The sequence below is a fragment of the Xylanibacter rodentium genome, from assembly GCF_013166575.1.
In the GTDB taxonomy this organism is placed as follows: domain Bacteria; phylum Bacteroidota; class Bacteroidia; order Bacteroidales; family Bacteroidaceae; genus Prevotella; species Prevotella rodentium.
This window is the reverse complement of sequence record NZ_JABKKE010000012.1, coordinates 50,004-68,154: the sequence shown is the minus strand read 5'-3', so window position 1 is coordinate 68,154 and position 18,151 is coordinate 50,004. Positions and strand designations below refer to the sequence as shown.

General features: G+C 49.1%; 13 protein-coding genes, 2 tRNA genes and 1 riboswitch. Of the genes, 9 read left to right on the top strand and 6 right to left on the bottom strand.

Features of this window, described 5'->3' with window-relative positions; genetic code table 11:
• The first annotated feature begins 115 nt into the window (after window positions 1–115).
• The 7 genes from pyrF (at window position 116) to HPS55_RS08330 (ending at window position 8,551) form a co-directional block, all read left to right on the top strand.
• Complete coding sequence (gene pyrF / locus HPS55_RS08360; protein ID WP_172175633.1) at window positions 116–937, top strand: orotidine-5'-phosphate decarboxylase; 822 nt, start codon at window positions 116–118, stop codon at window positions 935–937.
• A gap of 146 nt (window positions 938–1,083) precedes the next feature.
• Window positions 1,084–2,133 carry a UDP-3-O-(3-hydroxymyristoyl)glucosamine N-acyltransferase gene (gene lpxD / locus HPS55_RS08355; RefSeq protein WP_172324901.1) on the top strand — a complete coding sequence of 350 codons (1,050 nt, stop codon included), beginning with the start codon at window positions 1,084–1,086 and terminating at the stop codon, window positions 2,131–2,133.
• Window positions 2,134–2,174: 41 nt separating this feature from the next.
• On the top strand, window positions 2,175–3,557 hold the full coding sequence (locus tag HPS55_RS08350) for a bifunctional UDP-3-O-[3-hydroxymyristoyl] N-acetylglucosamine deacetylase/3-hydroxyacyl-ACP dehydratase (RefSeq protein WP_172175629.1): 1,383 nt from the start codon (window positions 2,175–2,177) through the stop codon (window positions 3,555–3,557).
• 16 nt (window positions 3,558–3,573) lie between these two features.
• Window positions 3,574–4,344, top strand: coding sequence for an acyl-ACP--UDP-N-acetylglucosamine O-acyltransferase (gene lpxA / locus HPS55_RS08345; protein WP_172175627.1), 771 nt, complete (start codon window positions 3,574–3,576; stop codon window positions 4,342–4,344).
• Window positions 4,344–5,252: a tRNA (adenosine(37)-N6)-dimethylallyltransferase MiaA gene (gene miaA, locus HPS55_RS08340; protein ID WP_172175625.1), complete on the top strand. Its 909-nt coding sequence runs from the start codon at window positions 4,344–4,346 to the stop codon at window positions 5,250–5,252. Before lpxA ends, miaA begins: the two co-directional genes overlap by 1 nt.
• On the top strand, window positions 5,249–7,765 hold the full coding sequence (locus tag HPS55_RS08335) for a transglycosylase domain-containing protein (protein ID WP_172175623.1): 2,517 nt from the start codon (window positions 5,249–5,251) through the stop codon (window positions 7,763–7,765). The genes miaA and HPS55_RS08335 overlap by 4 nt, the downstream gene beginning before the upstream one ends.
• 12 nt (window positions 7,766–7,777) lie before the next feature.
• Window positions 7,778–8,551: an EFR1 family ferrodoxin gene (locus tag HPS55_RS08330; RefSeq protein ID WP_172175621.1), complete on the top strand. Its 774-nt coding sequence runs from the start codon at window positions 7,778–7,780 to the stop codon at window positions 8,549–8,551.
• Between the two features lie 255 nt (window positions 8,552–8,806).
• Here the strand turns inward: HPS55_RS08330 and HPS55_RS08325 are convergent.
• From HPS55_RS08325 to HPS55_RS08310, 4 genes are all read right to left on the bottom strand, one after another.
• Window positions 8,807–8,878, bottom strand: a tRNA-Glu gene (locus HPS55_RS08325).
• 23 nt (window positions 8,879–8,901) lie between these two features.
• A tRNA-Ser gene (locus HPS55_RS08320) sits at window positions 8,902–8,988 on the bottom strand.
• A 115-nt stretch (window positions 8,989–9,103) separates the two neighbouring features.
• Window positions 9,104–9,487, bottom strand: coding sequence for a hypothetical protein (locus HPS55_RS08315; RefSeq protein ID WP_172175619.1), 384 nt, complete (start codon window positions 9,485–9,487; stop codon window positions 9,104–9,106).
• Window positions 9,487–10,944, bottom strand: a complete 1,458-nt coding sequence (locus tag HPS55_RS08310; RefSeq protein ID WP_172175617.1) for an aminoacyl-histidine dipeptidase — start codon at window positions 10,942–10,944, stop codon at window positions 9,487–9,489. The genes HPS55_RS08315 and HPS55_RS08310 overlap by 1 nt, the downstream gene beginning before the upstream one ends.
• A 310-nt stretch (window positions 10,945–11,254) precedes the next feature.
• Here HPS55_RS08310 and HPS55_RS08305 point away from each other — a divergent pair, with 310 nt between their 5' ends.
• Window positions 11,255–11,872, top strand: a complete 618-nt coding sequence (locus tag HPS55_RS08305; RefSeq protein ID WP_172175615.1) for an OmpH/Skp family outer membrane protein — start codon at window positions 11,255–11,257, stop codon at window positions 11,870–11,872.
• A gap of 327 nt (window positions 11,873–12,199) precedes the next feature.
• Here the strand turns inward: HPS55_RS08305 and HPS55_RS08300 are convergent, their stop codons facing one another.
• Window positions 12,200–12,973 carry a thiazole synthase gene (locus tag HPS55_RS08300; RefSeq protein WP_172177343.1) on the bottom strand — a complete coding sequence of 258 codons (774 nt, stop codon included), beginning with the start codon at window positions 12,971–12,973 and terminating at the stop codon, window positions 12,200–12,202.
• A gap of 165 nt (window positions 12,974–13,138) precedes the next feature.
• Window positions 13,139–13,238, bottom strand: a riboswitch (TPP riboswitch).
• Window positions 13,239–13,675: 437 nt separating this feature from the next.
• The gene (locus HPS55_RS08295) at window positions 13,676–15,529 is read right to left on the bottom strand and encodes a TlpA family protein disulfide reductase (protein WP_172177345.1); all 1,854 of its coding nucleotides are present in this window, start codon (window positions 15,527–15,529) and stop codon (window positions 13,676–13,678) included.
• A gap of 443 nt (window positions 15,530–15,972) precedes the next feature.
• Here HPS55_RS08295 and HPS55_RS08290 point away from each other — a divergent pair, with 443 nt between their 5' ends.
• Window positions 15,973–18,078: a S9 family peptidase gene (locus HPS55_RS08290; protein ID WP_172177347.1), complete on the top strand. Its 2,106-nt coding sequence runs from the start codon at window positions 15,973–15,975 to the stop codon at window positions 18,076–18,078.
• Window positions 18,079–18,151 lie beyond the last annotated feature (73 nt).

Below are 18,151 nucleotides of genomic sequence, written 5' to 3'. Positions count from 1 at the left end.
AGAGTGATGAGTCAAGGGGGGGGTAACCACGGAGATTGATAGGTTGAATATAGCCCCCGTTTCTCTCATATTCCCCATCTCTCCCATTCAAGTAAAAAAATAACAAATAAATATTATGAACAGACAACAGCTTATAGAACAGATAAAGACAAAGAAGAGCTTCCTATGCGTGGGACTCGACACCGATCTGAAAAAAATACCGCAGCATCTGCTGGACGACGAAGATCCGATATTCACTTTCAACAAGGCCGTCATCGACGCCACGGCACCCTATTGCGTGGCATACAAACCCAACCTGGCCTTCTACGAGGCTTTCGGAATAAAGGGGATGGTCGCTTTCGAGAAAACCGTAGACTACCTCAAGGCCCACTGCCCTGACCACTTCGTCATCGCCGACGCCAAACGCGGCGACATCGGCAACACCTCTGCCATGTATGCACGTACGTTCTTCGGAGAATACGACATCGACGCTCTTACCGTAGCACCCTACATGGGCGAGGACAGCGTGAGCCCGTTTCTCACTTACGACGGCAAATGGGTGGTGCTGCTTGCACTCACAAGCAACAAAGGCAGCCACGACTTCCAGCTCACGGCCGACGCCGGCGGCGAGCGTCTGTTTGAGAAGGTGCTGCGCGTGAGCCGGCAATGGGGCGACGCCGACAACATGATGTACGTCGTGGGAGCCACCCAGGGCAAGATGTTCAGCGACATCAGGCGTATAGTACCCGACCACTTCCTGCTCGTGCCGGGAGTGGGGGCGCAAGGAGGGAGCCTGCACGAAGTGTGCAGATACGGCATGACGGACGACTGCGGACTGCTCGTCAACAGCAGCCGCGGCATCATCTACGCCTCGCAAGGCGACGATTTTGCCGAAGCCGCAGCGAAGGCCGCACACGAATTGCAGCAGGAAATGGCCGCCGAACTGGCCGCACGGTGACAGCCCCCGATTCTATTCCATAGACAGATCACTGCATGTCAGACATGCCCGAATATATGAAAATATAAAAAAATATCCCCATCAACCGCTCAAATGAATAAATTTTGCTATATTTGCAAAATTAATATGAACAAACAATACAAGAAATGGAATTTACGGCGAAACAGATAGCTGAGTTTATAGGCGGCAGAGTGGAAGGCAACCCTGACGCAACAGTCCACACCTTTGCAAAGATAGAAGAAGGCAAAAGCGGGGCGATATCGTTTCTTTCAAACCCGAAATACACACAATACGTTTACAATACGGAGTCGAGCATAGTGCTCGTCAACGACGATGTGAAACTGGACGCCCCGGTCAAGACTACACTCATCAGGGTGAAAAACGCCTATGAATGCGTGGCAAAACTGTTGCAGATGTACGAAGCGGCCAGACCAAAGAAGAAAGGAACCGACCCGCTCGCCAGCATATCGGCATCGGCGACACTCGGCACCGACGTATATATCGGTCCGTTTGCCTGCATCGGTGACGGTGTACACATCGGTGACGGCACGCAGATATATCCGGGAGCCGTTGTCGGCGACGGAGTGAGCATAGGCTGCAACTGCAAGATATATCCCAATGTGACCGTCTACGAGGGGTGCCGTCTGGGCAACAACGTGACAGTGCACTCGGGCACGGTTATCGGTGCCGACGGATTCGGGTTCGCCCCCAATGCCGGAGGATATGACAAAATACCTCAAATAGGCATTGTAACCATAGAGGACAATGTAGAGATAGGTGCCAACACATGCATAGACCGTTCGACGATGGGCAGCACTACGATAAGGAAAGGCGTGAAGCTGGACAATCTGGTGCAAGTGGCCCACAACGTTGAGATTGGCGAGAACACTGTCATGTCGGCTCAGGTGGGCATAGCCGGAAGTACAAAGGTGGGCTCGTGGTGCATGTTCGGCGGACAGGTGGGGCTGGCCGGACACATACATATAGGCGACAAGACATTCCTCGGAGCCCAATCGGGAGTGCCCGGAAACATAAAGGGCGACACCACCCTCATCGGCACACCGCCGATGGAGCCTAAAGCATACTTCAAGTCACAAGCCATATTCCGCAAGTTACCCGAACTTTACAAGCAAATCAACGAATTGCAAAAGAAAGTAGACGAGCTGACCGCCAAAAACAATGGAACGGCGGAATAGACAAAACGAACAAGAAGAAAAACAACATAATTTACCATTCAATGAAACAAAAGACACTGAAAGGCAGCTTCTCCCTCTGCGGAAAAGGTCTGCATACAGGACTGAGCCTCACGGTGACGTTTAACCCGGCCGGCGAAAATACAGGCTACAAGATACAGAGAATCGACCTGGACGGGATGCCGGTAATAGACGCCATAGCGGAAAACGTGGTGGACACACAGCGCGGCACCGTGCTTGGCAAGGGCGACATAAGAGTCTCGACAGTCGAACACGGACTGGCAGCCCTCTACGCTCTCGGCATAGACAACTGTCTGATTCAGGTGAACGGCCCCGAATTTCCGATATTGGACGGCAGCGCGATACAATACGTGGAAAGAATCAAGGAAGTGGGCATAGAAGAACAGAACGCACCCAAAGACTGGTATATAATAAGGAAGAAGATAGAGGTAAGAGACGAAACTACAGGGTCGTGCATCACAATACTTCCAGATGAAGAGTTCAGTCTGACAGCCATGTGCTCCTTCAACTCGAAGTTCATCAACAGCCAGTTCGCATCACTTGACAAAGCCGAACATTTCACCACCGAGATTGCACCGGCACGCACGTTCGTGTTCGTAAGGGACATCGAACCCCTGCTCAAAGCCAACCTGATAAAAGGCGGCGACCTGGACAACGCCATCGTCATCTACGAAAAGCAGATTTCGCAGGAACAGCTTGACAAGCTGGCCGACATGATTCAGGCTCCGCACCATGATGCGTCGGAACTGGGATACATCCAGAACAAGGCGCTCGTATGGGAAAACGAGTGCACGCGCCACAAACTGCTTGACATCGTCGGCGACCTCGCCCTCATAGGCAAGCCCATCAAGGGACGCATCATCGCCACACGACCCGGCCACACCATCAACAACAAGTTTGCAAGACAAATGCGCAAAGAGATACGCAAGCACGACGTGCAGGCACCTATCTACGATCCCAACGAAGCACCTATAATGGACGTCAACCGCATCCGCGAACTCCTGCCCCACCGCTACCCCATGCAGCTGGTAGACAAAGTGATAGCTTTGGGAGCGACAAGCATTGTCGGCGTGAAGAACATCACGAGCAACGAGCCGTTCTTCCAAGGACATTTCCCGCAGGAACCGGTAATGCCCGGCGTATTGCAGATAGAGGCCATGGCACAGTGCGGCGGACTGCTCGTATTGAACACAGTGGAGGAACCCGAACGATGGTCTACATATTTCATGAGGATAGACGATGTAAAATTCCGGCAGAAAGTGGTTCCCGGCGACACGCTCATATTCAAAGTCGACCTGCTCGCACCGGTACGCCACGGCATATCGTCTATGCGCGGATACGTATTCGTAGGCGACCACGTTGTATCGGAGGCTACATTTACAGCCCAAATCGTAAAGAACAAGTAATAAAAAAACAATAGACATGAATCAAATAAGCCCCATGGCATTTGTCGATCCGGAGGCAAAGCTCGGTGACAACAACATCATCGGCCCTTTCTGCTATATCGACAAAAACACCGTCATCGGAGACAACAACAAATTCTATAACAGTGTCACCGTACATGCAGGAGCCCGTATAGGCAACAACAACGAGTTTTTTCCGGGAGCAAGCATAAGCACCAAGCCGCAAGACCTGAAATATCGCGGCGAGGACACACTATGCGAGATTGGCGACAACAACAGTGTGCGGGAGAACGTGACCATCAGCCGGGGCACGGCAAGCAAGGGGACGACCATTGTCGGATCGAACAACCTGCTGATGGAAAACATGCACGTGGCACACGACTGTGTATTGGGCAACGGATTGATAATAGGCAACTCCACCAAGTTCGCCGGTGAGGTGACCGTGGACGACAACGCCATAATAAGCGCTGTGGTGCTGTCACACCAGTTCTGCCGCATCGGCGGATATGTAATGATACAGGGCGGAAGCCGCTTCAGTCAGGACATACCACCGTACATCATCGCAGGTAAGGAGCCTACAAGGTATTGCGGAATAAACATCGTAGGACTGCGCCGCAGAGGATTCAGCAACGAGACGATTGATATAATTCACGACACGTACCGTACCATCTATGCCAATGGCATAATAAAGGATGGCATACAGGAGGCAAGAGCCAAATATCCGGGCGTGAAGGAAGTGGAATACATCTGTTCGTTCATTGAAAACTCAAAGCGCGGAATAATACGCTGATGAAAAGAACGCTCGTAGTGGTCACAGGGCCTACGGCCGTCGGGAAGACCGAACTGTGCATGGACATTGCACGACAGTACGGAATACCGATAATAAATGCCGACTCGAGACAGATTTACCGGGGATTGAGAATCGGTACGGCGGCTCCAACGACGGAACAGCAAACAGAGGTGAAACACTATTTTGTAGGTTCACTGGACCTGTCCGAATACTACAACGCGTCGATGTTTGAACAGGACGTGACGTGTCTGCTGCCGCAATTGTTTGCAGAAAGCAGACACGGCATGGCTCTGATGAGCGGCGGCTCGATGATGTACATAGACAGTGTGTGCAACGGCATAGACGACATTCCGACCATAAATGACGAAACTCGCCAAATGCTGAAAGAACGACTGGAAAGCGACGGTTTTGAAAGACTGTGCGAAGAACTGCGGCTCATGGACCCCGAATACTACGCGATAGTGGACAAGAAGAATCCGCGCCGCGTGATACACGGACTGGAAATTTGTTATCAGACAGGTCTGACATACACGCATTTCCGCAAAAGGGAGAAAAAAGCACGGCCGTTTGACAACATCATGAAAATAGCTCTCAACAGACCTCGTGAAGAACTCTACGAACGTATAAACAACAGAGTGGACCGCATGATCGAAGAAGGACTCGTTGAAGAGGCACTGGCACTATACCCGCAGAAAGAACTAAACTCGCTGAACACAGTGGGATATAAAGAGATATTCGAATATATCGAAGGCAAATACATGCTCGACGAGGCGATAGAACGCATCAAGTCTGACACAAGACGCTATGCCCGCAAACAGTTGACATGGTTCAAACGTGACAAGGATATCGCATGGTTCTGTCCCGATGACAGAACAGAAATAATGGATTATATTTCCCAAAACTTATGAACAACAATTCAGACAATAAAGACAGGAAAGGGAAAGCCGGAGACCTGGCGGCCCTTTTGTTGAAGAAAATACGTAATATAGGTACATGGTACAAGAATCTTTTCCGTGGACGCCCGTGGTATATAAAGATTGTTTCCGGTGTCTGCTCGATATTCATATTGTTCATCCTGTATCTTATTGCCGTGGACAACAACTTCCTGTGGCTCTTCGGCAAGTCGCCGACAATAGAAGACATCAAGACCGCCGAGACAAGCGAAGCATCTGAACTGTACAGCGCCGACGGGGTGCTGATAGGAAAATACTTCAGCGAGAACAGGACCCCCGTGGCATATGAAGACGTGAATCCTGTATTCTGGCAGGCTCTCATATCCACCGAAGACGAACGGTTCTACAGCCACTTCGGAGTGGATCTGAAAGGAATTGTCGCCGCAGGAAAGGATTACATAGTGCACCGTGACGCACGCGGAGCATCGACCATTACACAGCAACTCGTGAAGAACATGCTCAAGGCACGTACCGACTATCCGGTGGGACCACTCGGCAAGGTGCCTGGACTCAAACTGCTGATAATGAAGACGAAAGAATGGATTACTGCAGTAAAGATTGAACTATATTTCGACAAGAAAGAGATACTGACGATGTATGCCAACACCGTGGATTTCGGCTCAAATGCTTTCGGTATCAAAACGGCCTGCAAGACATACTTTGGCAACACCCCCAAAGAAATGACAACCGAACAGGCTGCCGTACTTGTGGGTATGCTCAAGGCTACGACATTCTACAACCCCAAGATAAACCCCAAAAACAGCCTCAGGCGACGCAACACCGTGCTCAACAACATGATGACCCACGGATTTATCACGAAAGCGCAGTACGACACAATGAAGTCTGTACCGATAAAGCTGGACTATAGCGTTGAGAACAACTATGACGGGCAGGCACTCTACTTCCGCGAGGCTGTGGCCGGAGAACTTAGAGAATGGCTGAAGGAAAACGGAAAAGATCTATACAGGGACGGACTGAAGATATACACAACCATCGACACACGAATGCAAAAGTATGCCGAAGAAGCAGCCCGCAAGCAGATGAAAGTGGTACAACGCAACTTCGACAACCATTGGGGAAAGACCAATCCATGGCAGGATGAGCACCACGTTGAGATACCTGATTTCATAGAAAACCTTGCAAAGAAATTGCCTGTATACAAGTATCTGACGCAGAAATATCCCGACAGTCCGGACTCCGTAGACTTCTATCTGAACAAAACGCACACAGTGAAACTGTTCGACTACGAAAACGGAACGGTAGAGAAAGAGATGAGCACGATGGACTCCATACGGTACATGGAGCGTTTCATGCACTGTGGATTCGTGGCAATGGAGTCCGAAACAGGACACGTGAAAGCATGGGTTGGCGACATTGACTTTGAGACGTGGAAATATGACAAAGTGACAGCCATGAGACAGCCTGGATCTACATTCAAACTATTTGTCTATGCCGAAGCCATGAATCAGGGACTGACACCATGCGACAGGAGAGTTGACTCATATTTCAGCATGAAAGTGTATGACAGCAGAAAAAAGAAAGAGGTGATATGGGCACCGACCAATGCCAACGGATACTTTACCGGTGACTCCATGCCATTGAAAGCTGCTTTCGCACAGAGCATAAATTCCGTTGCCGTGAAACTCGGACAGGAAGTCGGCATAGAAAACATCATCACCACCGCCAAGGCCATGGGCATAAAGAGCAAGCTCGACGCCACACCGTCGCTGACGCTCGGAGCAAGCGATGTCAACCTGCTCGAGCTCGTAAACGCATATGCCACGGCTGCAAACGACGGAAAGATGCATGAGCCGGTACTCGTGACAAGGATAGTGGACCGCAACGGAAACGAGATATACAAGGCTCCCACGGAACAACGTCAGGCACTGTCGGCCAAAAGCGCATTCCTTGTACAGAAACTCCTCATGGGAGGCATGCGCGAGCCGGGAGGCACGAGCATGAACCTGTGGCGATATGTCGGCAAGTACAACGACACGGAGTTCGGCGGAAAGACGGGAACGTCGAACAACCACTCCGACGCATGGTTCGTAGGAGTAAGTCCCAAACTCGTGGCCGGTGCCTGGGTGGGCGGCGAATACCGCTCGATACATTTCCGCACAGGACAACTCGGACAGGGAAGCCGCACAGCTCTGCCTATATGCGGATATTTCTTCGAGTCGGTACTGGGAGACCCTGATTTCAAGAAATATCACGGCAAGTTCAGTGGACCGGGAGCTGACGTCGACTACGGTATGTATACATGCGCAAGCTATTATCAAAGGAGAGACAGCGACAGCATTGCCTCAGACAGTATTGCCACACCTGATATGGAAACGATAAAGAACGATGGCGGGGAACCGTATGCCACCGACAACAATAATGCAACTCCCCCACCCGCCCATTCCGACCGGCATCAAGGTGAAGCGACGGAAAACAAGAAGACGGCTGTTGACGACGTGTATTTTTAAAGAACGGAACATATGATCTTTTATTTCTCAGGGACAGGAAACACCCGATGGGCTGCCGAGACCATCAGCAGGAAAACCGGTGAAGAGCTGATGTTCATACCAGAAGAGCTGAAAGGCGAATGTCGCTATACTCTGGCCGAGGGCGAACGTATTGGATTCTGTTTTCCCGTACATGGATGGCAGCCGCCGCAGATTGTGCGCAAATTCATCAGAAAGATGTCCGTAAGCAATGCCGCGGGACACTACTGTTTCGCCCTCTGCACATGCGGAGACACCGTTGGCGACACGATGACCATACTCAACAGGGAACTCGGACGGCGTGGAATGAAAGCAACAGGGCTGTTCTCTATCGTGATGCCGGAGTCGTACGTATGCCTGCCGTTCATGTACACAGACACAGAAGAGCGGGAAAAGGAGAAGATTGCGGCTGCGGAAAGGATTATCGAGAAGATTGCCAAGGATGTAGAAGGGCACAGGAATGTAGCGGACACTCTCGTAAAGGGAGCGACACCAAGGCTATACTCATATGTAATAGGACAATACTTCAACCGCCGGATGATAACCGACAAGCCGTTCCGAGTAGACGACGCCTGCATCGAATGCGGAATATGCGCGGAGGTATGCCCCACGGGAGACATCGTCGGAGGAAAAGGGAAAAAACCGGAATGGCAGCACGACGAAAGCTGCACGTGTTGTCTGGCATGCTACCACCATTGTCCGGTACACGCCATCAACTATGGCAAGCGGACGGAAAAGAGAGGACAATACTATTTCAAGAATAAATAAATAAGTTAGTAAGCAATATCAAAGGCTTTTAGAAGTATCGTCCATAATAGCAGGAGAAAAAGTGAGGCTTTAGTAGTATACTCTATATTTGGAGCATATTATCAAAGCCTCACCTTTTCTCTTCCTATTTTGAACACTCTGCCTTTTATGGCACATAAAGAAATGAATATTAACCACTGGATTTTCAAAATCATACTCTATTGAAAACATATAAAAAAGAAACAGTCTCGGTAAATATTACCGAGACCGTTTCTGTAGTCGATAGGGGAATCGAACCCCTATGCCAAGATTGAGAATCTTGTATCCTAACCATTAGATGAATCGACCATCTCATTCTAGAAGAAAACCTGCGGAAGCTGGGGGATTCGAACCCCCGGTACGTTTACACGCACGGCAGTTTAGCAAACTGCTGGTTTCAGCCACTCACCCAAACTTCCTTTCCGGTTTCTTACCGCAGCACTTTCTCTCAAATGCGGTGCAAAGGTAGTTCCTTTTTTTTATTCCTGCAAATTTTCAATGAAGTTTTTTCATATAAACAGCAAAAAACATTGTTTAGTTGGTCTTAAAAGCCACTACCCGTTTCAAATCGGCATCCAAATAATATGTATCGCACCAATCTACATCATCCACACGATACCTTGCACGAAGTATAAACAACTTCTTTCCTTTGCCTGATTTTCCATTCCCATAGCTTATTTCTGTCTTATAAATACCTGATTCGCCGGCATGGGCACGTATACTTGTGATTATCGAATCGTTTATCAATCTTGTCGAATCCATTCTGTCAAAATCCAAAGATGACATTGCAGCTGCATCCTTCATATTTTCCTTCATGAACTCTTTCACGATATGTTCAGCGTCATGCTGTTGTCCGCACGATACGGACAACAGCATAACCATACACATCGTTATATTTATAAATAGTTTTCTTTTCATTATTTTGCCGGAATATTCTTGAGTATTTCCAATAAATGATTCCATACCATTTCTACGGTAGGTATAAGAAGTCTTTCCTCCGGTGTATGAACATAACGCAATGTTGGCCCGAACGACACCATGTCAAGGTTGGGATAACGCTCCGAGAACAGTCCGCACTCCAATCCCGCATGTATGCCTTTGACAACAGGTTCCTTCCCAAACAGCTTGCGATATGTGTCCGCCACTATTTTGGTAAGCATACTGTCGGGATTCATCTTCCATGCCGGATAACCGTCATTCTGCATAACCTTGGCACCGGCGAGTTCAAAAACAGCTTTCACCGTGTTGCACTGATTGTCCAGATTACTCATCACATTGCTGCGCTGTGACGACACTACAATTATCCTTTTATCCTCAGTCACAATGCTTGCAATATTGCTTGAGGTCTCTACCATATCGGCAATCGCCTCGTCCTGACACATTGCAAACACACCGTTGTCCACTCCCTGCAAGGCTCGAACAAAACTAACCGCTACCTCAGACGGCAACACCGGCTCCCTATCGGCACTCTCCAAGGCAAACACCATATTGGTGTCTGTGACATGAAACTCGTCTTCTACCTCACTCACAAACACATTCCAGTCTACCTTTATGTCTTCTTTCTTGTCGTTTGGTACGGCAATGGTGAACCTGCCGTCACGTGGAATGGCATTATGCATCTTTCCAGAATCAAACCTGACCAGACGCACGTCACACTTCTCCATTTCCTTATAAAGGAAACGTGCAAGAATCTTTATCGCATTGGCACGCTTCTTCTCAATATCATCACCAGAGTGGCCACCTGTAAGCCCCTTTATAGAACCCTGCATGAAAAAATAGTCCGAAGGAGCCTCATCACGCTCGAATATGAATTCGGCAGTAGTGCTGCGTCCTCCGGCACACGATACAAAGAATTGTCCTTCGTCCTCACTGTCCAGATTTATAAGCATGTCTCCTGTCATGAAACCGGCTTCCATACCACTCGCACCCGTCAGTTGTGTCTCCTCGTCGCGTGTGAACACACACTCTATCGGACCGTGTTCAACTCCATCGGCCTCCAACAGAGCCAGTTCTATGGCGCAGCCTATGCCGTCATCGGCTCCCAGCGTCGTACCTTTAGCCTTAAGCCATTCACCGTCAACATAGGTCTGTATGGGATCATTATCGAAATCGAATTCCACGTCCACCAACTTGTCGCAGACCATATCCATATGACTTTGGATAATCACTGTCTTAAGATTCTCGTATCCCGGAGTGGCCGGTTTCTTTATCAAGACGTTACCTGTCTTGTCCACCTTGGTCTCCAAACCATGGCTCTCTCCCCAGTTTTTCAGATAGTCTATCATTTTCTCCTCACGCTTGGAAGGACGCGGTATTTCATTTATTTTTGCAAACTGTTCAAAAACACATGCCGGTTTTAAATCACTTTTAGCCATTATTTTCTCTTTTTTATATAGTAATTGTTTATAAATTGATTAATTTACATTATCTTTGTACCCGCAAAGTTACAGAATATGGTTGAGATATTGTTAATAAGCGCGTTAATTATTGCTATATGTATGGCATTTTTATGTGTCAAGGTTATATTCCTTAAAGACGGAAGATTTTCCTCCATACACATTCATGACAGTGAGGATATGAAAAAACGCAAGATACACTGCGTTATGGATCAAGACAGAGAGATGCGTACAAAAAACATTCTTGCCACAGAAGAAAGAATCGGATAATTTAAACATTACATAAAAAATGAATAGCAACAAAATCATCCGCATGATGTCATTGAGCGCCGTATCGGCACTATTCCTGACGGCATGCAACAACTCAAGTCCCAAAATGGACGAACAACCGGCTGCCACTCCAGAAACAGCAACCACGGGAATGAAGATAGCATATGTAGAAGTGGACTCGCTCATGTCGCAGTATAACTTCTGCAAGGATTATTCCCTCATATTACAAAAAAAGAGCAACAATGCCCGCAATACCCTCAATCAAAAAGGACAACAACTGCAGGCTGCCATGCAGAACTTCCAACAGAAAATAAACAACAATGGATTTACCAGTCGCGAGCAAGCCATGAGCGTACAGGCTGCCCTACAACGCCAAGAGCAAGACTTGCAGGAACTGCAGGGCCGTTTGGGGGCTGAGTTGGACTCTGAAACGGCAAAATACAACACGGCCCTACACGATTCGCTCCAAAACTTCCTGAAAGACTACAATAAGAGCAAGAAATATGATCTCATCATATCTAAGGCCGGGGACAACATCCTACTTGCCGACAAGCGTCACGACATTACAAAAGACGTGATAAACGGACTGAACAAACGCTACAAGCCGGCGACAAAGAAAGAAGAGACAAAGAAATAACAGTTTTTTGCCTAAAATAAACTGCACCCCAAAAGTTGGACTAAAAAAACTTTTGGGGTTTTCCATAAGTTAGTCAACAAAATTAAACTACATTATCGTACGGACAGAACGCGCCCTGGAAGAACGCGCCCCGCAGGGGCAACAAGCACATAGCCCGGGGCAGAGCGTAGCGGCACCCCGGGAATCAAACATCGACAATACCCGCGCCCTGCAAGGGCAAAAGCATAAAAACATATGAATATGGGAATTGTAATTATTTGATTACTAATGCTTTTGTCTCTAATCCTTAGCGACCGTAGGGAGTGATAACTCCTTTAACTCCTGATTTTAATTTAGAAACTCCGTTAGTGGCGAGCTTGCCTCAGCCGTCATATCCATAGACTGGCGTCCCAATCCTGCCTCATAAGCCTCGCGACCGGCCTCTACGGCTTTCTTGAAAGCCCGCGCCATTGCAACCGGGTCGCCGGCGACGCTTATGGCCGTGTTCACCAGTACGGCGTCAGCGCCTATCTCCATCGCCTCGGCGGCATCGCTCGGTGCACCGATACCGGCGTCCACAACCACTGGCACTGTGGCTTCTTCGATGATAATATGTAGGAAGTCGCGTGTGCGCAGTCCCATGTTGGTGCCTATAGGCGCGGCCAGCGGCATCACCGTGGCGGCTCCGGCTTCGGCCAGACGCTTGCACAGTACGGGGTCGGCCTGACAATATGGCAGCACCACGAAGCCTTCCTTCACAAGCCGTTCTGTGGCGAGCAGCGTCTCCATAGGGTCGGGCAGCAGATAGCGCGGGTCGGGATGTATCTCGAGTTTGAGCCAGTTGGTGCCGAAAGCCTCGCGGGCCATCTTTGCCGCGAACACGGCCTCGTCGGCGTTGCGTGTTCCTGATGTATTGGGCAACAGCTGTATGCCCGGACGGGCGATATGACGCAGCATGTCGTCACCGCTGTCGTCGAGGTCAATACGTTTCATGGCCATGGTCACCATCTGTGTTTCAGAGGCGACAATGGCCCGTTCCATCAGTTCATTAGAACTGAATTTCCCGGTGCCCATAAACAGCCGGGATGTGAATTCCTTTCCTGCAATAATCAGTTTCTCCATAATTGTTAATTTGTATAGAGTGCGGCACCTCGGTTACGGAGACCTTAGGTCATCCGCCACACGGCTGGCCGTTACTCACAATGTTTTGTTCGTCGAAAAAATATATGGGGAAATCCTATGTAAAGCTACGGAAACTTTAACTCCGCTCTTATAATAAGGTCTTTTTAAATATCCATTCTTATATCCCTACGTCGGCATTATCCGAATCAGGTTCACGGGTATAATCTCAGCCGCGGCAAACACCGGAGCACCCCATCAAGTAATATGTTTTGCTGTGTGCAAAGGTAATAAATATATCCGGTACTCAAAAATATTTGTAGATATTTATTTTTAGTGATACACGGCCCTTTCATTTAGGATATTATTGTTCATTCAAAAATGTTGTTATTTTATAGTGAGTGTTTCCTTGGGTGTTGAAGTCGCTATTTTCTTCCACAATTCATAATTCATGTGGTGATTTGATGGTTGGAAAATATTCGGCCGATGCTGTCAAGAAGTTTTTTGGAGTCCATTCCTCGGAAAAGTGCCTGTAGGTGGACTGCCTACAGACACACCGAAGTTGGGGGTATTGGTGCGCATACCCTGGCCGATAGTATGATGGACATTGTCATAATATCCAAGCGGCCCAGAGCTGTTTGGACCTGTGGATTGCACCGTACAGAGGGTATGTTTACCGTCTTCTCGGTTTCAATCAATGGCCTTTCAGTTCCATTCCATTGCTTTTTCAATCTCCTCTTTTATTTTTCCGTTGTCGACCATGCCGATGTTTTTAAACGTCAATTGGCCATCGCGGTCGAAGACGAGATAGGTAGGTATGCCGTCCGATTCATATTTTTCGAGGATGTGGCTGTATTGTTCGCGCGTCAGATAGTAATGTTCACCGGTGATGTTGCCAAGCATTTCCTGCCATGTCTCGGCAGGTGATGTCGGGCCGGTGACGTATATGAAGACAACGTCCTGGCCTTCCAGTTCCTTCTTCAGCGGTACCATCCGCTTGTGACCCGCCTTGCACGGTCCGCACCATGTGGCCCAGATGTCCATTACCACGGCCTTGCCTCTGTGTTTGTCGAGAATAATAGAAAGGATATTTTCGGGTTTCACGTCATCCAGCTTATGGAAGAAGACATTGGCGCGGCGTGCCATCTCCTCCTCCATCTGTTTGTCCTTGGCACGCTTATCCGCTATCAGTGTTCTCAGGGCGGGGTCAGTTATGGTTGCCTCGACGGCTGCATCGAGGGTGATTCTGCCTTTGAGGAAAGCATCGACCGTAGCCACCTGACGGTTGTAGTCGTTGGTTATGACAACAGGTGTGGGGTAGGAGAATGCCGACCAAAGGCAGTCTCCGAACATGGCGTAGTCTGATTCGATACTCTCCATCGTCGTGCCGTCGGTCAGCGGTGCGTCAAAATGCGGCACATTCATGCTTTTCATCAGTTCCTCATATTCTTCTCTCGTCTTTATATTTGACAGGCGTATCTTCGCCTGTTCCCATGAGCGGCTGAAGTCATACTGCCAGTCGAAAGCTGTTCTCTCCAAATTCATGCGTAGAAAAGCGCGTGCGGCATCCGTTAACCCTTCACAGGAATTGACCAACTCTTTCTTCTCTTTCTGTATTTTGCCTATTAAGGCCGCATATTCCGCTGCCGACCGCCGTTCAGTTACGGCAACCATCATGGAGTCGTATGATGTCATAAAGAGTTGTTGTAGTCTGAATCTGTTCTCGTTCACAACTTTGTTGGTGTGTGCCAAAGTGCCGGTGAAGCCGAAGTAAGCATTATCTTTTTGCGCGTTAGCCAAGTCTAAGGCCAGTGATACTTCCTCTCCCGGCACAGCTAATATGCTCGCATAGTTCACGTAGCGGATGCCGATGACTATCACTGAAGGATGAGTGAGGCGGACTTCAAACTCTGCCGTCCCGTCATCGTTGAGTTTCGGAGATAAAAGGTGTTGCCGTTTTTCTCCAAAGACGCTGTACCACCCGTCCAGTTTCGCCTGCATCTCCGGCCTGTATCCATAAGCCTTGAAGCGCACTTTCACTTTTCCGGGAGCGTATCGTGTCACGGGCAGGGTCTCGTTTGCGGCGTATTTCATGTTGCGCAACTCTTTCGGTATGTCGATGTCGGGACAGTAACTGTCATCGTGGATGCCGAAGATACGCCAGTCGTCTTTTGTCTCGCCCTCTGCAAAGTCTATCATCTTCGTGTTTTTCGGCATCGGAGTGAAACGTAATGTGAAGTCCGTTTCGCCATTGTCGGGCATGAAGAACTTCTTTCCGGGCACAATTCCTTCAGCCGACGTCAGCCGATATGTCTTGCCGTCCATGTCTTTTAGCCGGCTCTCTTTGGCTATTTTTATCCAGTTTTTGGGCGTGTATTCCGCATGCAGATATAACACAGTAGCCGTGTCTGCTAACTCTACACGCGTCACTTCTATGGTTCCCGTGTTGGCATACATTTTCACGGGGTTCTCCCATACGGTTGTCTTCTTGCGTGCCGCTTCGGTCTGTAAAGCTACGAACGGCAACAGTAGCATGAGAACGGCAAATAATTTTTTCATTGTCATAAACATCATGATTGTTTATTTAAGTTAGTCAACAAATCCTAATTCCATAATCAGTTTCAGAGTTTCGAGAGAAGTGTTACTGTCAGTTTTTCTTTTCTCTTCGCTCAGTACCTCGTAAGGTTACGAGATATGGGTGTCGGTCATTGTTGTTGTTTTGTTCCAAATTATTTTCATTTTATTGTTTTTTATGGGGATAATTGGCAATTCATTTTTATTCGGTCGAATCTATGGTATTGTATTTGGGTTGTAAAGGTACATCTTTTTGGGGGAATTATATTCTGTAAGCCGGAATTTTAATGTAACTTTGCGAAAAAATTACATATTTGGATATGACAAATTATATTAACACAAAATTCTGTTTGTATAAAAGTATCAGGCGTAGACAGAGACTAAATATCGGATTTTTTGCCACATCATGCCTTTTCGTATTCTGCGGAATGATACAACGCATATCGGCACAGGGCACAGTGGATGACTACCGCCGGGCATATGGGCTGAGCGGTAAGTTCAGCAGCGAGCGGGTCTATCATTGGGCGCATGGTGTGGCGTGGAAAGACTCTACGGCCATGTACCATTATTATATAGACACACCGGCTGGGCGACGCTATATCGTAGGCAATGCCGACGACGGGACGCAGACGGTATATGCGACCGAGCAGGAGCGTGACAGCGTAATAGGCCGACGGCCGCGGCCGGCATACAAACCGCAGTTCGGCCGTCAGCAAAAGCCGCATTGGATGGAGGTGGACGAGGAAGACAGGCCGTGGCCGGTGCTTTCTCCCGACGGCAAGACGGAGGCTTATATCGAGGAATACAACGTGGTGCTGCATGATGTGGGCAAGCCATATACGGTGAAGCGTATTCTCAGTCAGGATGGTTCGCCGGGAGATTATTATTCAAACCGTATTCTTTGGTCACCGGATTCACGTTATATCATGGTTTGCCGGCGTCAGCCCGTGCCCAAACGTTATGTGCATTATGTTGAGTCGTCGCCCAACGACCGTTTACAGCCCATACTTCATAAGCAGGAGTACGCCAAGCCGGGCGACCGTCTGCCGCAGCGTACACCGATAATAATTGACACACATACAGGCTGCAAGGTGGAAGCCGATATGACTGTTTGTGACAATCAGTATGAATTGAATTATTTTCGCTGGCAGCCGGATAGCCGTGAGGTGACGATGCTGTACAACCGGCGCGGCCACAAACTGCTGAGCATATTGGCTATGGATGCCGCTACGGGCAGGATACGTACGGTCGTGGAGGAGCGGTCGGAAACGTTTGTAAACTATAACCGTTATTTCCGGCATGACTATCGCGACGGCAGCAAGATGATATGGATGAGCGAGCGTGACAACTGGAATCATCTTTATCTCTATGATATTGCCAAGGGCAGTGTCATACGGCAGATAACGCGTGGCGAGTGGTGTGTGCGTGAGGTGGTGCGCGTGGACGAACAGGCCGGACAGATATATTTCACAGCGTCGGGAGTCAATAAAGGTGAGGACCCTTATCTTGTACGTTACTACCGCATAGGCACCGACGGTCGCGGCATGACTTGTCTGACACCGGCCGAAGGCAATCACCGGGCGCAGTTCTCGTCCGATTTCCGATATATGATAGACACCTATTCTATGGTCGACCGCCCGCCTGTGACAGAACTTCGTACCACCGACGGCCGCCTTGTCCGCACACTTGAGACGGCCGATATCACAGCCATCACGGCCGAAGGATGGAAGGCTCCCGAAGTGTTTACAGCCAAAGGACGTGACGGCAAGACCGATATTTGGGGTATCATCAGGCGACCGACCAACTTTGACCCGTCGCGGACGTACCCCGTCATCGAATATATCTATGCCGGACCGGGAAGCGCCTACACTCCGAAAGACTTCATTTCTTACGACTGGAACATGACGGCGCTGGCCGAACTGGGGTTCATCGTTGTGCAGATGGACGGTATGGGGACGTCGTGGCGCGGAAAGAAGTTTGAGGATGTGTGTTACAAGAACTTGAAGGATGCAGGTTTTCCCGACCGTCGGCTGTGGATAGAGGCCGCCGCACGGCGCTATCCTTACATGGACACCACGCGCGTGGGCATATTCGGAGCATCGGCGGGCGGACAGGAAAGCACTACGGCGGTGCTCTTGCACGGTGATTTCTACAAGGCTGCCTATTCGTCGTGCGGATGCCACGACAACCGCATGGACAAGATATGGTGGAACGAGCAGTGGATGGGATGGCCCGTGGACAGCTCTTATGTGGAGTGCAGCAACGTATATAATGCCCATCGGCTCAAAAGAGCGTTGATGCTTGTTGTGGGCGAACTTGATGACAATGTCGACCCTTCAAGCACCTATCAGGTGGTCGACGCGCTCATTCGTGCCAACAAGGATTTCGAATTAGTGGTGTTGCCGGGTGTAGGCCACACCATGGGTGAGCGCTACGGCGAACACAAGCGCTTCGACTTCTTTGTGAAGAATCTGCTCGGTGTGGTACCGCCGGCATGGCCGGAGTTGGAAATGCTGTTGCCGGATGACAAGTAATCCGGTGGCGTAGTCCGTATTATATGCAGGCAGAGACGGTAAAACAAAGTGCGGCATTGCATTATTGTTATTC

What these genes read in the sequence shown, in the direction of transcription:
- pyrF (WP_172175633.1), top strand. Translation starts at nt 116, where the DNA reads ATGAACAGACAACAGCTTATAGAACAGATAAAGACAAAGAAGAGCTTC.
- lpxD (WP_172324901.1), top strand. Translation starts at nt 1,084, where the DNA reads ATGGAATTTACGGCGAAACAGATAGCTGAGTTTATAGGCGGCAGAGTG.
- HPS55_RS08350 (WP_172175629.1), top strand. Translation starts at nt 2,175, where the DNA reads ATGAAACAAAAGACACTGAAAGGCAGCTTCTCCCTCTGCGGAAAAGGT.
- lpxA (WP_172175627.1), top strand. Translation starts at nt 3,574, where the DNA reads ATGAATCAAATAAGCCCCATGGCATTTGTCGATCCGGAGGCAAAGCTC.
- miaA (WP_172175625.1), top strand. Translation starts at nt 4,344, where the DNA reads ATGAAAAGAACGCTCGTAGTGGTCACAGGGCCTACGGCCGTCGGGAAG.
- HPS55_RS08335 (WP_172175623.1), top strand. Translation starts at nt 5,249, where the DNA reads ATGAACAACAATTCAGACAATAAAGACAGGAAAGGGAAAGCCGGAGAC.
- HPS55_RS08330 (WP_172175621.1), top strand. Translation starts at nt 7,778, where the DNA reads ATGATCTTTTATTTCTCAGGGACAGGAAACACCCGATGGGCTGCCGAG.
- HPS55_RS08315 (WP_172175619.1), bottom strand. Translation starts at nt 9,487, where the DNA reads ATGAAAAGAAAACTATTTATAAATATAACGATGTGTATGGTTATGCTG.
- HPS55_RS08310 (WP_172175617.1), bottom strand. Translation starts at nt 10,944, where the DNA reads ATGGCTAAAAGTGATTTAAAACCGGCATGTGTTTTTGAACAGTTTGCA.
- HPS55_RS08305 (WP_172175615.1), top strand. Translation starts at nt 11,255, where the DNA reads ATGAATAGCAACAAAATCATCCGCATGATGTCATTGAGCGCCGTATCG.
- HPS55_RS08300 (WP_172177343.1), bottom strand. Translation starts at nt 12,973, where the DNA reads ATGGAGAAACTGATTATTGCAGGAAAGGAATTCACATCCCGGCTGTTT.
- HPS55_RS08295 (WP_172177345.1), bottom strand. Translation starts at nt 15,529, where the DNA reads ATGAAAAAATTATTTGCCGTTCTCATGCTACTGTTGCCGTTCGTAGCT.
- HPS55_RS08290 (WP_172177347.1), top strand. Translation starts at nt 15,973, where the DNA reads ATGATACAACGCATATCGGCACAGGGCACAGTGGATGACTACCGCCGG.